Genomic DNA, 17,535 nt, shown 5'->3' with positions numbered 1-17,535 from the left:
GTATAATCAACCGCGAGTCGCAGGTAACACCTTTCATAAAAGCATAAAACCAGAAAAAGGATCATCGGAAAATAAATAAGAAAATAAATAAATAAAATTATAGAGTCAACATGAGTATCACAATTATAAGACAGTTCGTTAAATAGGAGAAACGAAAATCCAGCTAACAAAGCATCTATGAACATCTCTGCGATAGCAGTAACCAGCAACTGTGCTACCAATACTATGATACCATGATACGATTAAAAAAAAGAAAATATTACTGCAACTCTCCATAATAAATACTATTCCCAGATATCACCTCGTTGAAATAGCCACTAACTGAAAAACTTCTAGCTATTTGAAAATTCCTATAGTAACAAATAAGCTTTGGTAATCTGCGTTTTTAAAGAGTAGACGATCAATCGGATATTTTGTGATAGGAATATGATGGATAAATAACCATCACTCATGCCTACCGGAATTATACAATCCTGAAGTTAGCACCTGAACAAAAAATAGTAAGTTCATATTGTTGGCAGTCTAGTCCTAATGTATTAATAAACTTAACCACAAATTTATTTTTTGGATTTCGTAATCAAATTACTAAGATAACAAAGAATTCAATATATAATATGACAACTAAAACATGAGTACTATTAAAATATGAGTACTATCATAAATCACCGTCGTTTGGGATTTATTCGTTGCGTCTAATTTCCAATTAGACAGAGAATATTTACACTGAATCCGCTTGTTTCAAACTTAACCGAACACGTCCTTGCCGATCTATCTCAATCACTTTCACTCGAACGATTTGTCCTTCTTCCATATAGCACCTAACATTTTTTACCCGCTCATTAGCAATCTGAGAAATATGAACTAGTCCTTGATAATTTGGTAAAATCTGTACAACAGCTCCAAAGTCTAAAATCTTTACTACTAGTCCTTCATAAGTTTTACCAAGTTCGACTTTTGCAGTTAATTTCTCAATACGATGCCTAGCCGCTTCACCTTCTTCTATAGAAGAAGCTGCAATCTTAATTGTGCCATCATCCGCAATATCAATTACACAATTCGTCGCCTCCGTAATTTCTCGGATGGTCACTCCACCCTTGCCAATAACATCCCGAATTCTTTCAGGATTAATTCTCATCGTGATGTAACGCGGTGCCAACTGAGATACTTGACAACGAGGCTTCTCAATAGTAGCACTCATAATCCTAAGAATATGCAAGCGGCCTTCTTTTGCCTGATCGAGCACCTTTTCCATAATTTCCTTTTGAATGCCCTCGATCTTAATATCCATCTGAAGTGCTGTCACGCCACTTACCGTACCTGCCACTTTAAAATCCATATCTCCTAAGCGATCTTCCTCACCAGAAATATCCGACAAAATGGCGTAATGATCGTCTTCCTTAATTAGCCCCATAGCAATACCTGCTACAGACGCTTTGATTGGCACACCAGCATCCATTAACGCTAAACTGCTACCACAGACGCTTGCCATTGAACTTGATCCATCTGACTCCAAAATTTCTGACACCACTCGAATTACATAAGGAAATTCTTCAAGGATAGGTATTAAAGGAGCTACAGCACGTTTAGCTAATCGACCATGACCAATCTCCCGACGCTTTGGGCTACCCATAAAGCCTATCTCACCTACACAAAAGGACGGGAAATTATAGTGGAAAATAAAATCTTCTCGGTGATCACCATCAAGATTATCGATCAATTGAGCATCCCTCTCAGTACCTAATGTAGTCACTACTAATGCCTGGGTGTCTCCACGAGTAAATAAAGCCGATCCATGAGCACGAGGCAGTATACCAATTTTGACGCTGATTGGTCGTACGGTTCTAGTATCGCGACCATCAAGCCGCAACCCATCTGCTAAAATTTGATTACGAACGATATCTCTTTTAAGATCATGAAAGATAGCAGCTACTTCACGAAAATTAACGGTGTTTTCTTCTTCAGTTCCTTTCTCCAGCTCAATCAACAACTGATCACAAATAGCTTGAATTTGAATTTGCCGTACTGTCTTTTCCCGAATTCGATAAACTTTTTTTAATTCTGATTCTACTTTATCAGCAATCAAGTTTTTTAATTCTATATTAGGAGGAGATGTTTGCCATTTCCAGCAAGTGACACCTACTTCACTCGCAAGCTCAGCAATCGCCTGTATTGCATCTTGCATTGCGAGATGTCCATGCAATACTGCACTTAGCATTGTGGCTTCCGACAGCTCTTTCGCTTCTGATTCTACCATTAATATAGCTTCTCTCGTCCCTGCAACTACTAAATCGAGCTCAGATTGTTTAATTTCTTCCAAGGAAGGATTCAATAAATATTTCCCTTTAGAATAGCCAACCCTGGTAACACCCAATGGACCATTGAAAGGAACACCAGCAACAGCTAACGCCGCTGAAGCACCCAAAATGGCAGGGATATCAGTAGGAACATTTTGGTCTGCCGAAAGGACTGTAGCAACAATTTGGACCTCGTTAGTAAATCCTTGGGGGAAAAGCGGACGTAAAGAACGATCAATTAGCCGGGCAATTAAGGTTTCTTTTTCCGTCGGACGACCTTCTCGCTTGAAATAACCGCCTGGAATTTTTCCAGCAGCGTAACTTCTTTCTTGATAATTAACCGTTAGTGGGAAGAAATCACGACTTTCCTCAGTGTCCTCTTTAGCAACCACGATAACCAATAGCAAAGTATCGCCCATCCGGACAATTACCGCACTAGTTGACTGGCGCGCTATTTCTCCGATTTCAAATGTAACCTGATGTTTACCATATTGAAAGGTTTTACTAATTTTATTCATCATTTTCTTCATGATCGCAATCTCAGTCGTTTGATTAGATCACGATAACGCTCTAATTTATTGTTTTTTCTTATATAATTTAGAAGTCTACGTCGTTGACTAACCATCCGTAATAAACCTCGGCGCGAATGGTGATCATGTGTATGGCTTTTTAAATGCTCGGTGATCTTATCAATTTTAGCACTGAGAATGGCAATTTGCACCTCAGGAGAACCTGTATCATCTTGTCTTAATTGATATTCTTTCACGATTTTTTTAGTTTCTGTAGAAATTAACGACATTATTATTATCCTACGAGTTAAATATAAGTGATTTCCATTATTTTTCACAAATATCATCAAAAAGCAGGGCATTATACTCCGGTATGACTATGGGTGTAAATCAGTAAAAGATAAGTTTATGTGATAAGTTTATGTCAAAAAATAATACACTAAAACAATACAATCAAACAAAGATTACAATGAATATGACTACAATTTGTTGTGCTTCGAAATCACAGTTCAATGTTTGTCAATTTAAGGATCTGTCGCACACTGCAAACGGGGAAGTCAGGTTTTTGAAGTTGAGCTTGCAATTAAGTAGTTCTTCGTTCATGAAGTAAAAACGATACAAGGGAAAAATCAACAAATTATGACTCAATAATCCCAGGATAGCACATTACAAGTGTTCATCGGGTTTCATTATTGACTTTACTGCTCTGGACATCCTTGTGAGAAATCACTCCTTCCTGCTTTATAATCTTGGGAATCGTTGCAACGCCAATATGTTGCAACGCTCCAATATAATGCACATAACTCATTGTATGTATCAACAATGGTTATTTAATTAATACAGTCTTCTTAACAGTCTTTTCGTGTTGTACCTTTTTATTTACACGATTGTTCGTACTAACGACAATAGCAAAGTCGATTACAATAATCTTGATCTATCAGTCAGCCAGTTATTTAATAACACAGTGTTGCTACTGTAAATAAACTTAACCAACACAGTTCACAGGAATACTATCAAAATACACCGCTCTCTCTTTCAACATTATAGCATTCTTCTCCGATGATCATCTCCTGATGCATGTGATATTTCACGCAATCAAAGTAGCTAAAGACCCCATAAACTCATACAATGCTCTCTAACACTGCACTCTCTCTATATTTGTTACTAGGAGCTATGTCATGGATATGAAACTAATGGCTATTTTATTGATACCCTTTGGTGATGCACTATACCTAACAATTCGTTACAAATCTTTCTCACTATTTCGTTGGCTAAATAAGGATGGAATGGTAGACTCAGTACTTGCTGGCTAGCCATTTTTGCTTGTGGACAATCCCACCGCTGTTCCCGTAAATAATCTTGCATAGCAGGTTGTTCGTGCAATGGCTTCGGATAATGAACAGCTGTTGGTATCCCAACTTTACTTAAAGCAGCTCGGATGGCTTCCCTTTCTTTAACACGGATAGTGTATTGAGCAAAAACACTGACATTCTCCGAAGCTACATAGGGAATTGTAAAATGTCCTTGTAGAATCTCCGAATACCAATTTGCTACTATTTGCCGGCGTTTCAATTCATCGGAAAAACGCTCCAGTTTGGCTAATAATACAGCCGCTTGCAAAGTATTAAAACGGGCATTAAGACCAATACGAACATGATTATAATGGTTTTTTTGACCATGATTACGAATGAGTCGCATAGTTTCTGCCAAATCATCATCGTTTGTAAAACAGGCACCTCCATCGCCGTAACATCCTAAAGGTTTAGAAGGAAAAAAACTAGTACAACCAATCGTCGTAAGGCTACAGGACTGTTTACCTTGATGTATCGCTCCTAAACTTTGAGCACCATCTTCAATTACAAACAGCCCATGACGCTTAGCAATTGCATTAATACTTGTCAAATCGGCACATTGGCCAAACAAGCTTACTGGCACAATGGCTTTCGTTTGATTAGTAATCGCTACCTCAATTTGAGAAACATCGATGTTGTAAGTAAAAGGATCAATATCTATAAAAATGGGTTTGGCACCTAAAAAAGTTATTATCTCTGCAGTTGCAAAAAAGCTAAATGATGAAGTAATGACTTCATCACCTGATCCAATCCCTAATGCCATTAAGGCAATTAACAATGCCATTGTTCCATTAGAAACGGTCACACAATGACGTACACTGATCCATTCCGACAAACGTTTTTCTAACTCTATAACTTCAGGTCCTGTGATAAATTGCCCGTGATCCAATACGGCTTGCACGTTTTTATTAATGGCTTCCTTAATTAGAAAATATTGCTGATTCAAATCGACAAATTGCATCATGGAATCATGTCTCCTAAGACGCTTGATGAATACTGACTAAACTCCACATTACATTGACTTCAATTACAAGGAAAACCCAATTCTTCTGCAATCCACCATTCCACAGCTTAGTACTGTAATTAGGACTAAAAATATGTCCGGGGTTATTCTAGAATATATTATTACCCACACTTCTTTAGTAGAAGTGAAGAATAAAAAACATAAAATCTATCGTTTCCACACCTATTCCTAAAAAACGTGGGAATAACGGATTAAGTAAATAAAATATCATGATGCACCAAAATATCACAAGAAGCTGACCATAAAAACATTGTTAAGTAGTAGCATTTTTGTTGGTGATTTCCTTATATATCTTACTGTATCTCGTATATCATTATGATATGGAATTAGTTCCGCTCAGTGCTTTATCACCACTTGATGGTCGATATAAAGAAAAAGTTGATGCTCTACGACCTATTGTTAGTGAGTACGGTCTTGTTCGCTATCGAATTCTTATTGAAATCAAATGGCTTATCTTTTTATCAAATGAAAAAAAATTAAAAGAAATTACTAAATTAAGTAATTCTGATTACAAAAAACTTGAACGAATCGTCGATAATTTTAATTTGCAAGCCGCTCATACTATTAAAGAAATTGAAATAATCATTAATCATGATGTCAAAGCCGTTGAATATTATTTACAGCAGCAGTTACAGCAAGAATTGCATTTTTCATCTCTAATGACTTTTATTCATTTTGGTTGTACCTCTGAGGATATCAATAATCTTGCCTATGCACTCATGGTTAATGAGGCCCGCAAAGTGGTACTAATTCCCGCCATCAAAAAAGTAGGAAAGCAACTACAAAAATTGGCAGAACGATATGCTGAACTCCCGCTACTAAGCCGAACCCATGGACAACCCGCAACACCGACCACTCTAGGCAAAGAATTAGCAAATATAGTTGCGCGTATTCATGCTCAATACCAGGCTTTTATCCATTGTAAATTGCTGGCAAAAATGAACGGCGCTGTCGGTAATTTCAACGCTCATTGTGCTGCTTATCCAGATTTTGATTGGCCTAGCTTCACACAGCATTTTATTGAATCATTGGATTTGGAAACCAATCACTACACCACTCAAATCGAACCACATGATCGACTTAGCGAATTACTACAGTCTCTAGTGCGATTAAACATTGTTTTGATTGATTGCTGCCGTGATATTTGGAGTTATATCAGTTTGGATTATTTCCATCAAAAAGCTATAAAAACAGAAATTAGTTCTTCCACTATGCCACATAAAATTAATCCGATCGATTTTGAAAATGCAGAAGGCAATTTAGGATTAGCTAACGCTTTGGCTAATCATATGATAAATAAGTTACCTATTTCACGATGGCAACGTGATTTAACAGATTCTACTGTTTTACGCAATTTGGGAAGCGTGTTTGGTTATTCCCTGATTGCCTACGAATCCCTTTTCAAGGGATTAAACAAAATTAGTGCTAATAAAAATAAAATTCATAAAGATCTCAATGCTCATTGGGAAGTATTGGCCGAAGCGATACAAACAGCTATGCGCCGTCATCGTATTCAAGAAGCATATGAGAGGCTTAAAGAAATAACTCGAGATAAAGCTATAGGTGCAAAACAACTAAAAATTTTCATTGAACAATTATCGCTTTCAGTACAAGAAAAAGAACGTTTGAAATCTTTTACTCCTAGCAACTACCTTGGCTTTTCCGTCTCATTAGCCAAAAAAATCGGCAATCTTAAGTGGGATTAAAACTCAATACTATCGTTATAGAGATAGGAATCTTATACTTATTAAAATAGACAAAAACTTGTTGATTATTTTTCCATTAACAGTGATACCGTATTTTAGTGAAAAGTAAAAAGAACGACGCTACTTAGTTTCTGGACAACTATTTGCAACGAATAATACAGATAGAATATTATCAAAGATTGGTATTGCTTACCTACAACATAAATCATGCGACAGCGACACCATAATCAGTCTGTTATACCTTCATAATTCAAAACCATCTCCATGGGAGATTACTACATTTACACTCTTAAATTTAATTTCTTCAAATACAAACATTCATACACACCAGAAGTTTCTTATAAAGATCATAACGATATTTAAAGTAAAAAATCTGAATCATCAACTTACTGATATATTTAGTTAATAATGGATTGTTAATACTATTGGTGCATTAATTCATTATAGTCTTTGCCTATAATTAGCAACAATGAATATGAGAAATGCATCAAGAAATTTATTAGAACTATGTAAGAAAATACCTTAGGCATTTTTATATTGGAAAAATTTCTGCTAATGCTTATCTCAATTTAATTAAATGTCAAGATATTATTTGTATTTTTTATTTGTATTTTTAATGATGACATTCAGTGCATAGATGTTGTTACTTTTACTGCGATTTTAGCAGTACTAAGAATTATAAAAAGCATATTGTCTGGATAATAACAGCTTTATGACTTTATAATTATATCCGCTAGCTGATAAATCACTATACCAAAACATGACAATTTCTCCGTCGAGTTTGTTTTACCAGCTTTTGAATGTGAAACAATTGTGAACGTTCGACGCCGTACTGTTCCTTTTTCTCATACTGTTCCTTTTTCTAATGACACTAACCCTTTCAATTAACATCTTGCATAATGCAATAGAATAATACAAACAGTGATAAATAACAGTGTAGGCATTAATGCTGCCATCACAGGTGGAATTTGATAAACCATCGCAAACGGCCCAACAAACTGATTCAACATATAAAAAGCAAATCCAATGATCACACCAGTTAGGATGCGAATCCCCATGTTAGCCTGTCTTAGCGATCCAAATATAAAAGGTACTCCCAAACAAATCATAACTATGGTTGTTAACGGTTGAATAGAACGCTGCCAAAATGCGAATACATATTGACCTGTTTGAAGGCCTGCTGCATAACGACAGCGAATAGTATGATAGAGTCTTATCATGGATTCCTGATCCACCATTTTTTGACCTTGATGCAATAAATCCGGATTAAACAGTACATGCAACAACAATTGCGTCAAATGGTTTTTTTTAATTTGATTGGCACTGAAATGCGATTGTGTTATATTCCTCAAAATCCAGTGCCCATGCATGTATTCACCTTCAGACGCATAATCAGCTGATAACAATTGATTATTTTTAACTACAAAACGGTTTATATCCCTGATTTCCCGATTAGAATTAATAGACCCTATGAAAATAAAAGATTCTGCATCGCGTAACCATATAGGACCAAATGACTCATAACCTACTGTTTTTTCCAGTGCTACAGATTTAATTCTTTCACCGCGGGCCTCTAATAGAGGTGCAATCAATTCTCCCACAAAGGTCATCACTGTAATCATTAGTAATGCAGCTTTCACGGTAGACCAAACCACGCCTGCAATAGAAACACCAGCTGCTTGCATTACGATTAATTGACTACTCGAAGCCAGCCACCCTAATCCGATTAAACAACCCAAAAATCCTGCCATAGGGAACAATTGATATAAATCCGATAATAGCTGCATTAATACATATAAAAAAGCTTTTCCAAAACCAAAATTAGCCAATCCAATCTGAGATAATTGCCCAATAAATTCCATAAAAATTTCAACACCTAACAATATAAGCATCACTAATCCAGTTGCGCCAACCACCGCGTGGCGAATGTACCGATTTAAAAGGCGCACGACGTCCTCTTTACGCGAAAACGTAACCACCATTGCGATTGGAGAAATAGAAAAATAACTGCTATTAGCCCTAATAGAACGTGAACCCACCACAATCCAATCACAGGATTAACAACTCCCTTAATAATCCACACGCGCCCTAAAAACATCAGATTAGCGTAAATGATATAAATCAAAATAGCAGGCAACATCTGCGCGAATTTCCATTTATGTGCTTTTAGTTCACTTAAAGGCACTATCAATAATGCAAATGCCAAAACTGATACAGGCATAGCAATGCGCCACTGTAATTCGGCTGCTGCTTTCAAATTTTTTTTACGAAGTTTCCATAACATAGTCGTTTGCATAGCCTCAATACGCACATCAATACTACTGGATAATGGTGTTAACCGAATGCCATAGTCATTAAATTTCATGACATCATAATTTAATTTGCCTGGTGTCCCAATATAACGAAATCCGTTTTTTAAAAAAATAAAGTGGCCATCGCCAGCTTTATCTAATTCACAAGCTTCACTAGCTAAAATCAAATCGAAAAAAGTTTGATATCCTTTTTTAGTATCTGTTTTTGCAAGAAAGATGTTGATCATTCGTTTTTGATGTTTATCGATACCTCCCGCATAAAAAACTTCGAAAAATCGATTGCTGTTACCAAATATCTGAAAACGCCCAGGAATAATTTTCGTTAGAGAAGCCCTCGTCACTGCATCGGTTAAAATCTTTCCTTGATACCATTGTATTCTTGGCTCTACCCATAACATAAGCCATGCAACAATAATGGTAACTAGTAACGCAAGCATCATAATCATTTTCACAATTTTCATACGACTGACTCCGCAGGCTCTCAGTACCACCAATTCATGATCCACCATCATACGTCCTAATGCTAATAATCCTCCAAAAAATAAGCCTAATGGAATTAAGTAACCCAACAATAAAGGAACTTGTAACGACATGACTTCCATTACTGCTTTCACCGTAATTTTTCCAGCGGCAGCATCGTTGAAATAATGGACAAATTGGTTCATCATGAAGATGATCAACAAGATTAATGTTGTCGCCAATAGGGTTCCCAAAATTTCTTTACACAGATAACGAAATATAATCACTGACAAGTAAGGCCTTTTATGTTAAAAAAGGCATTATTTTATCAGAGTACGAGTCAACATGGAAAAGACATACAATTCAAAAGTTATAGAAAAAAAATGGGTGGATTATTGGGAAGCATATCATCTTAACAAACTCGACCTCAGTCAATCTATCAGCCAAGATAAGGACGTCTCCTATTGCATTATACTTCCACCTCCTAACATTACCGGTACACTCCATATGGGTCATGGTTTTCAGCAAACTCTTATGGATATCTTAATTCGCTATCAACGTATGCGAGGGAAATATACTTTTTGGCAAGTAGGAACTGATCATGCAGGAATAGCCACTCAAATGCTGGTAGAGCAACAGCTTGCTCAAGCAAGCATTACTCGGCACGATTTAGGCCGACAGGCTTTCATTAAGCGAATCTGGCAATGGCGTGAACGTTCTGGTAGCAAAATCACTTATCAAATGCAGCGCTTGGGGCTTTCGATCGATTGGTCACGGGAGCGTTTTAGTATGGATGAAGGGCTATCACGGGCCACTACAGAGGCCTTTATACGTCTTTACCAGGAAGGACTCATCTATCAAGGAAAACGCCTTGTCAATTGGGACCCAGTTCTACACACCGCTATCTCTGACCTTGAAGTCATCACTCAAGAGATTGACGGTGAGCTTTGGTATATTCGCTATCCTCTAGTGGATGATACAAAAACTCTCATCGTAGCAACTACGCGTCCAGAAACACTGTTAGGAGATGTTGCTATTGCTGTTCATCCTGAAGATGAACGCTATCAACATTACATTGGCAAGCAAGTCCACCTCCCTTTAACCAATCGTACTATACCAGTTATCGCAGATTCCATAGTTGATCGTAAGTTTGGTACCGGCTGTGTCAAAATTACACCAGCTCATGATTTTAATGATTATGAAGTGGGGCAACGTCATCAATTGCCTTTAATTAACATCTTTACTCAAGAAGCTTATTTAAATGAAAATGTTCCAGAAACTTACCGAGGATTGGAACGTTTTGAAGCAAGAAAAAGAATTATTGCTGTCCTTGAGCGTAAAAATTTACTCGAAAAGAAAAAACCTTATCGAATACCAGTTCCTCTGGGCGAACGCTCAGGAGCAATCATCGAACCATTATTAACTAATCAATGGTTTATGAAAATGGAATGCCTTGCAAAACCTGCTATTGAAGCAGTTACCCGAGGTGAATTAAAATTCATCCCTCCAAATTGGGAAAAGACTTACTTACAATGGCTAAACCAAATCCAGGACTGGTGCATCAGCCGACAATTATGGTGGGGGCATCGTCTGCCTGTTTGGTATGATAAATCAGAAAATGTATATGTTGGCTATTCTGAAGAAGAAATCCGGAAAAAATATAATTTGACGTTGGATATAAAGTTACGGGCAGAAACAGATGTTCTCGATACTTGGTTTTCTGCCAGTTTGTGGCCTTTTGCAACTTTAGGATGGCCTAAAAAAACAAAAACATATAAGATTTTTTATCCCACATCAACGTTAGTCACTGGTTTTGACATTATTTTTTTTTGGGTAGCACGTATGGTTATGATGGGCTTGAAATTAACTCATAAAGTTCCGTTTCATGAGGTGTATACTCACGGTTTAATTCGAGACAACGAAGGTAAAAAAATGTCAAAATCAAAAGGGAATGTGATTGATCCCATCGATCTCATCGACGGAATTTCCCTCGATACACTCATCAAAAAGCGAACTCGTGCTTTGATACACCCGAGCATGATTAAGACTATAGAAAAAATAACACGTAAAGAATTTCCAAATGGGATACCGAGTTTTGGAACTGATGCGTTGCGCTTTACTTTTGCTGCTCTAGCAAGCAATGGACGTGACATTAATTTCGATATGGGACGCATTAAAGGGTATCGCAATTTTTGTAATAAAATTTGGAATGCCGCACGTTTCGTGCTCATGAACATAGAAGGGAAAGACTTAAACTACAAGAAACCATTGATCCTTAATATCGCGGATCATTGGATCCTCACGCGGCTACAAAAAACTATTAGAAAAGTTGAAAAATCTATATCACAGTATCGTTTTGATTTACTCGCCCAAATTCTTTATGAATTTACCTGGCATGAATATTGCGATTGGTATATTGAATTGGCTAAATGTAGTCTTTGCAACGAGGCTAACGACCTCGCACAATTACGAGGTACTCAGGCGACATTGCTTCAAACACTAGAAATTTTATTACGGCTACTCCATCCGATTATGCCCTTTATTACCGAAGAAATTTGGTATACAGTAGCGCCACTACTTGGACTCAACGGTAACAGTATTGTAACAGAAAGTTATCCTAAATTCGATAAAGTTAAAATAAATCTTGAGGCAGAAAATAAAGTCGAATGGCTTAAACAGCTCACTATAACTATCCGAACATTACGTGCTGAAATCAGTACTTCTCCAACTCAACAGGTTCCTGTTATTTTAAACAAAGGTGACGAAAAGGATAAAAAATGGTTAACGGAAACAGAATCCTATATAAAAATATTAGCTAAAGTAAATCATTTGCGATGGGCAAGAAGTGATGAATCTCTTTCAACCACCGCTATGGATGTGATTAATCATCTCGAACTACACATTCCTCTTGCTAGCTTAATTGACAACAAACAAACCAAACTAGTTTGTCTAATGAAGAAAATTACTAAACTTCAAATAGAAGAGGAAAAATCTATACAAAAGTTAAATGATCCTAGTTATGCTGAAAAAGCATCAAAAAAAATAGTTGAAAAGGAACGTTTTTTTCTCGAGACAACAAAAAACACACTAAAGAAACTGCAATCACAATACAAAAAAATCGAGAATTTATAATGCATTATCCGTCAACATTTCGGTTTATAGGCATTATTATCCTACAACTTTCTTATTCTTCTGCGGAAATTACCCAATTTACCACGCTTTACATCATACTTGTTTGATGTTTATAAAAATTTAATATTTGTAATGAAAGTTCTACAAAGGTTTTACGACCGACTTATTCTTCTGATGTTCTTCCTCATTTTTATGTCTGATATTCACTAGTCCAATCTATTCATTGTCTAGAACTATCAATATCTCCTATTCAAACCCATTGATAGTATTAACAAAGAAACAAGAAATACGATAGAACTTTTTATATAGTATTTCCATCAAAATTATTTACTTCTTTCTCGTTTTGTTTGGCAATTCACTTATCTAGTTTTAAAAAGATTAGTGTCATGATCTTTTTCTATTAGCTTCGGCAACTACTTGTTACCGTTTTAATAAACTTATACGAATATTGTAGTTTTAAAGAGAATACCGAATTGTCAAAACTGCTGTAATTACAGCTTTCGATCAAAACCGTGATCATAGTTTTAGCATGCGTCTCCCCTTTCTTTTTAAACACACCTCGCTGCTAAGCAAGGAATGCGTATCTGCTAGAGTATTACTTATAATATTTTTTGAAGAAAGATCTACCATCAGTGTTTGTTTATGATAATTAATAAGTTCACAACTTACATTTATAGCCAAATTATAGCCAAAGCAAGTAATATTCTGTTTAGTTATATGTGCTATTAATACCCCCTTATGGGGGTTTTTATAAAGTCTTTTGACAAACAAGGGCTCTCATCATGAGCGGAAAGTCCAGAAGTTTGATTTAACAATTCACGCAAGGTCGAAGGTTCTAAATATAAATTAAGAATGAAGATCCACGATTAACTTTAGTAGACTATCATCCAAACGATGTTTATGACTTATGTTTATGACTTATATTATAGCTACTTAATTACAGCTACTATAATTTAGTAACAGTGACCGATGGCCACTATTTTTGTAGTATTTAAGAAGCATACGCGTATGATCGTTATCTTTCGTCATCAAAATATCTCCTTTTGACAGCATGTTCAACGTATTATAGTAACATCCGATAGTGACACAGGTTCATATTAAACAGCAATTTAGTCAACTCGATCGAACTGACCGAAGTGATACGATCCACTATCCATCGACAGCAAGTTTTCAATTTGTGCGCTCATTTGATTTTTCATCAACTAAACATACGTCCCGTCGTGTGTAATCACCACTGTAGTAATTGATGGTTCTAATCTTCAGAAAATCATAGCTCAAGTCTTACTAAAAAAGCAAATACCTAATCTACTAAGCACAATAACAAAAAAGGAGCCGATAGATACAAGTTTTACATAGTAACGTGTGATATTCACCTATTCTTTCCACTTATCCTTGCCATACATATAATCTTTTCATGTCACTCAAAGCCTCTATTGCTATAGAGAAGCTAAAATAAGCTCCTACTTCACCATTTAACTACACTTGCATCATAATGTTTTTGCCTATTTACCGTGATAATTATATCACCTGCTTGTAATTTACTTAACATGTTCGCTTACTTTCGATTGTCGTCGATTCGTATACCAATTTTTCCTACTCTGTTGCTAACTGCTTTGTTATATAAAATACTTTTCCAAAGAATACCCGTCTAACTAATTTCTTCGAGAATCATCGGTATATTTTGCAGCTCATACATAAAATATTCATAGAAATTTTTTTAGAGTAGTCTTTGCTGGAAATTACCACCAGCTGTCTTAATTTAATCGGGAAAAACCTTGACAATCGACAATCCACTTGCAACGACGTATCAACTAACAAGGCTCTATAAAGATCATTTACTTCAATGTAGCACCACCGACTTATATCTTCAACTCTCCAATACTTCTAAACAGGTATTTGGCCATTTTTCCTATTTTTTCTTTCTTATAAAACAGCGAGTCATTCTCAATAGGAGCTTCTTTTCTTTTCATACCTGCTTTAGCTCAGCGACTGCCTATTAAAAATGGATTTGATTCTAATAATAAAATAGTAATTATTTATACCGTACTCGATTTATTCACGAATCTAGAGAATAACCAAAGCAGACGAGACGCAATTGGCGCTAGTTTTAGGTTCGGGCGTGCTGTACTCGTTTAGATGTTCTTTACATCTACGTTTGACCACTTTTGATTACATACTGAGAAATCACGTAATATGCCAACGAATTGTGATGTGTAACATCGACTGCTTGTATCAAGTCTACATAGGACGACAGCCAATAAATCAGGCTGTTAGTCAGTGATACTAGTAAGCTACACACAGGTACAGAAGTTCCGCAACCGCCAAACAAACTAACGCTGCTTTTATTGTATTATTAATTAATTACTTGCAGCTACTCCTCAAGAACTATACTAGAGATAGCAGACGAATCATTAGTTTTATAAGCAGCTAACTCTCCCTTCAGTTAGGCGTTGACAATACAGTCACATACCCATACTGTATCGTAGTAAGACTGACGAAACATTACTTTAGAGTCGCCACGATTTAAACACAAACCTCTCCCTATCGGTGTGTATTGTAGTTTTCAATTAAGCTGCCGATAACAGTTATAGAACCTTAACTTTGGGAGATATATTCCTTGGATGCTTGTCTCAATATCTATCATAGTTTTGTGATAATTTCACACGGTAACACAATAACAATAACAGTATAATTTCCCCACTAACTAGATTGATAGTGAAGTATAATGAAGTATCACATTGTTATTATTCGTGCACGAAGTTAAATATGTAGTTAGGCTTTGTAGAAAGCCTAACTTTTCTTCCATATCTTATTTTTAGATGTTTGTTATGTTGAAGACGATGTTTCTAATAAAGATTTACTTAATACAGGTTTAAAACCATAAAAGTGATTGTATAAGTACCTAATCTAAAACAGATGAAATTTTAAAGATAATGTAGATGAAATCTAGAGGTCGATTTCGACAAAATATATGGATTGGACACCGTAGAGGAGTCGCTAGGTACTGTTTACTCTATTTTGTAAATTGACCATATTTTGTAAAAAAAGCAACGAACAGCCCAAGGATACTTTCTAATATAAGGCATATCATTGTGTAGATAAGTTATTTTAAGGTTACTTCAACACAAAGGCGCCGCTTTCATTGTTCAAAGGGTGTCAAAGAAGAAGAAAAGATTCACAATGATTCAATCAGCACCGACCACGAGAGATGTCATCTTAATTTATAACGACTTCTATTTCCTCTTTCTTGTTTCTTTAGTAGTGGCGTCTAAAGTCTGCCGTTTTGCATATTTTTTACGGAAGCGCTCGATACGTCCTGCTGTATCAATAATCTTTTGTTGACCAGTATAAAATGGATGGCATGCTGAGCAAATTTCGAGGCGAAGATTGTAATTTAATGTAGACCTCGTAAAAAAATTATTCCCACAACTGCAGGTGACCTCGATCTGTTGATAATTTGGATGTATCTCTTTTTGCATGATGTTTTCTCCAAGATAGCTCGTACCATAACTTACATTACGTTGTACTATGCTGTATGATAAGATATAATAAAACACAGATCAAAAATGGGAAGTCGTCTTACTTTCTTCACATCATCTCTAGTTAAGATAGTCTCCTAACCATTTTCAATTTTTATTAAGAATTGTTATCTAACTTTGTTGTTGAACTGTTTCAGTCTACACCTTCTTTTAGCTATAGTATTAGTATTTTATAGTCGTGTTTGACTATTTGTTTTTGTTGTAGGGACAACCGTTTTGTAAGGTTTAGTTCTACGCTTGTTTTTGTAGGTGTTTACAATCATCTATATTTGGTACTAGAAAATTTTTACTTTGCTAAGCATAACAAGTGGTATCACATAGTACCCTACGATTTATCAGATTTTATTGTTGTGAATCATTTTGGTAACGTTGGTTAACTATATTAGTAGTCTATTATGAGTATTTACTAACTGGAAATCAATTGGAAATGGGAATTTTATTTTTAATAATGATATGTGTATTGCATATCTAATTTGCAAAAAGCGTTTTTGGGATTATGATAGCTGCTGATTATGATGACTGCTTCTTATAACTAGATAATTTATAATAATTTTTCCATTTGTTGATCTACTTAGAATGATTAGTTGTGCATCATAGCTGATTTTCCAATGAGATGTATTACAATAAATATCATTGATAATCGGGTGCTATTTTCAGTAGTTTATTGTCTATCGACTATTATCATTATGTGTCTTATGTTTTTAGTTTTGAGTTATCGGTTATCTTTGTTGTTATGCTTTGTATCATTGATTATCATTAAGTATCTAAAATATAGAAATAACAGTAATAGAAATAAAAATAAGCAGTCAAGATGCATCAATAGCATGAATCTTTAAAGCATGAATGTCCGTTTGTATTAAGCTATCTAATACTTCATAAACGATGCGATGTCTTTCTAGTAAGGATTTATTATTGAATGCTTTCGCGACAATTACTATTGTAAAATGTCCTTTACCCTCTTTTGCACCGGGATGACCCTGGTGATAGTGACTTTCATCTGTAACGATTAGTTTTTCAGGATGTAAGATGTTGCTGAGTTGTTCTTTAATTTGAGTAAGGCGTTTTTCTTTCATTTAAGTAGGACTTTGTTGTCGCATCATGGATGATTAGATATCTTTTTATATACCCAATAATTTTGATAATTTGGATACTGGTAATGGAGTTTTCCCATCTTCATTGAGTAAAAAACTATAATTAAAAATCAATTT

At 35.6% G+C, this 17,535-nt stretch carries 9 protein-coding genes; 2 read left to right on the top strand and 7 right to left on the bottom strand.

Annotated features, from left to right (window positions below; translation table 11 throughout):
• Nucleotides 1-718: 718 nt before the first annotated feature.
• The 3 genes from pnp to CEAn_RS02665 all read right to left on the bottom strand — a co-directional run bounded on the left by pnp (nt 719) and on the right by CEAn_RS02665 (nt 5,116).
• Nucleotides 719-2,812 carry a polyribonucleotide nucleotidyltransferase gene (gene pnp / locus CEAn_RS02675; RefSeq protein ID WP_211923673.1) on the bottom strand — a complete coding sequence of 698 codons (2,094 nt, stop codon included), beginning with the start codon at nt 2,810-2,812 and terminating at the stop codon, nt 719-721.
• An 8-nt stretch (nt 2,813-2,820) separates the two neighbouring features.
• Entirely contained in the window at nt 2,821-3,093 is a 273-nt protein-coding gene (gene rpsO, locus CEAn_RS02670) for a 30S ribosomal protein S15 (RefSeq protein WP_211923672.1), read from the bottom strand.
• Nucleotides 3,094-4,000: 907 nt separating this feature from the next.
• Entirely contained in the window at nt 4,001-5,116 is a 1,116-nt protein-coding gene (locus tag CEAn_RS02665; RefSeq protein ID WP_369804527.1) for a DegT/DnrJ/EryC1/StrS family aminotransferase, read from the bottom strand.
• Nucleotides 5,117-5,499: 383 nt separating this feature from the next.
• Between CEAn_RS02665 and purB the strand changes: the two genes are divergently transcribed.
• On the top strand, nt 5,500-6,885 hold the full coding sequence (purB, locus tag CEAn_RS02660; protein WP_211923670.1) for an adenylosuccinate lyase: 1,386 nt from the start codon (nt 5,500-5,502) through the stop codon (nt 6,883-6,885).
• A gap of 884 nt (nt 6,886-7,769) precedes the next feature.
• On the opposite strand, the gene lptG is transcribed toward purB, so the two are convergent.
• Nucleotides 7,770-8,834, bottom strand: a complete 1,065-nt coding sequence (lptG, locus tag CEAn_RS02655; RefSeq protein WP_211923669.1) for an LPS export ABC transporter permease LptG — start codon at nt 8,832-8,834, stop codon at nt 7,770-7,772.
• Entirely contained in the window at nt 8,822-9,943 is a 1,122-nt protein-coding gene (gene lptF / locus CEAn_RS02650) for an LPS export ABC transporter permease LptF (RefSeq protein WP_244670056.1), read from the bottom strand. The genes lptG and lptF overlap by 13 nt, the downstream gene beginning before the upstream one ends.
• Before the next feature lie 58 nt (nt 9,944-10,001).
• On the opposite strand from lptF, the gene CEAn_RS02645 reads away from it, so the two are divergent.
• Nucleotides 10,002-12,788: a valine--tRNA ligase gene (locus CEAn_RS02645; RefSeq protein ID WP_211923667.1), complete on the top strand. Its 2,787-nt coding sequence runs from the start codon at nt 10,002-10,004 to the stop codon at nt 12,786-12,788.
• Nucleotides 12,789-16,021: 3,233 nt separating this feature from the next.
• On the opposite strand, the gene rpmE is transcribed toward CEAn_RS02645, so the two are convergent.
• On the bottom strand, nt 16,022-16,267 hold the full coding sequence (gene rpmE / locus CEAn_RS02640) for a 50S ribosomal protein L31 (protein ID WP_211923666.1): 246 nt from the start codon (nt 16,265-16,267) through the stop codon (nt 16,022-16,024).
• Nucleotides 16,268-17,133: 866 nt separating this feature from the next.
• The gene (locus CEAn_RS02635) at nt 17,134-17,400 is read right to left on the bottom strand and encodes a BolA family protein (protein WP_211923665.1); all 267 of its coding nucleotides are present in this window, start codon (nt 17,398-17,400) and stop codon (nt 17,134-17,136) included.
• Nucleotides 17,401-17,535 lie beyond the last annotated feature (135 nt).

Source organism: Coxiella endosymbiont of Amblyomma nuttalli (assembly GCF_018107685.1).
GTDB lineage: Bacteria > Pseudomonadota > Gammaproteobacteria > Coxiellales > Coxiellaceae > Coxiella.
The sequence above is the reverse complement of the archived record's forward strand: the minus strand, read 5'-3'. Positions and strand labels throughout refer to the sequence as shown.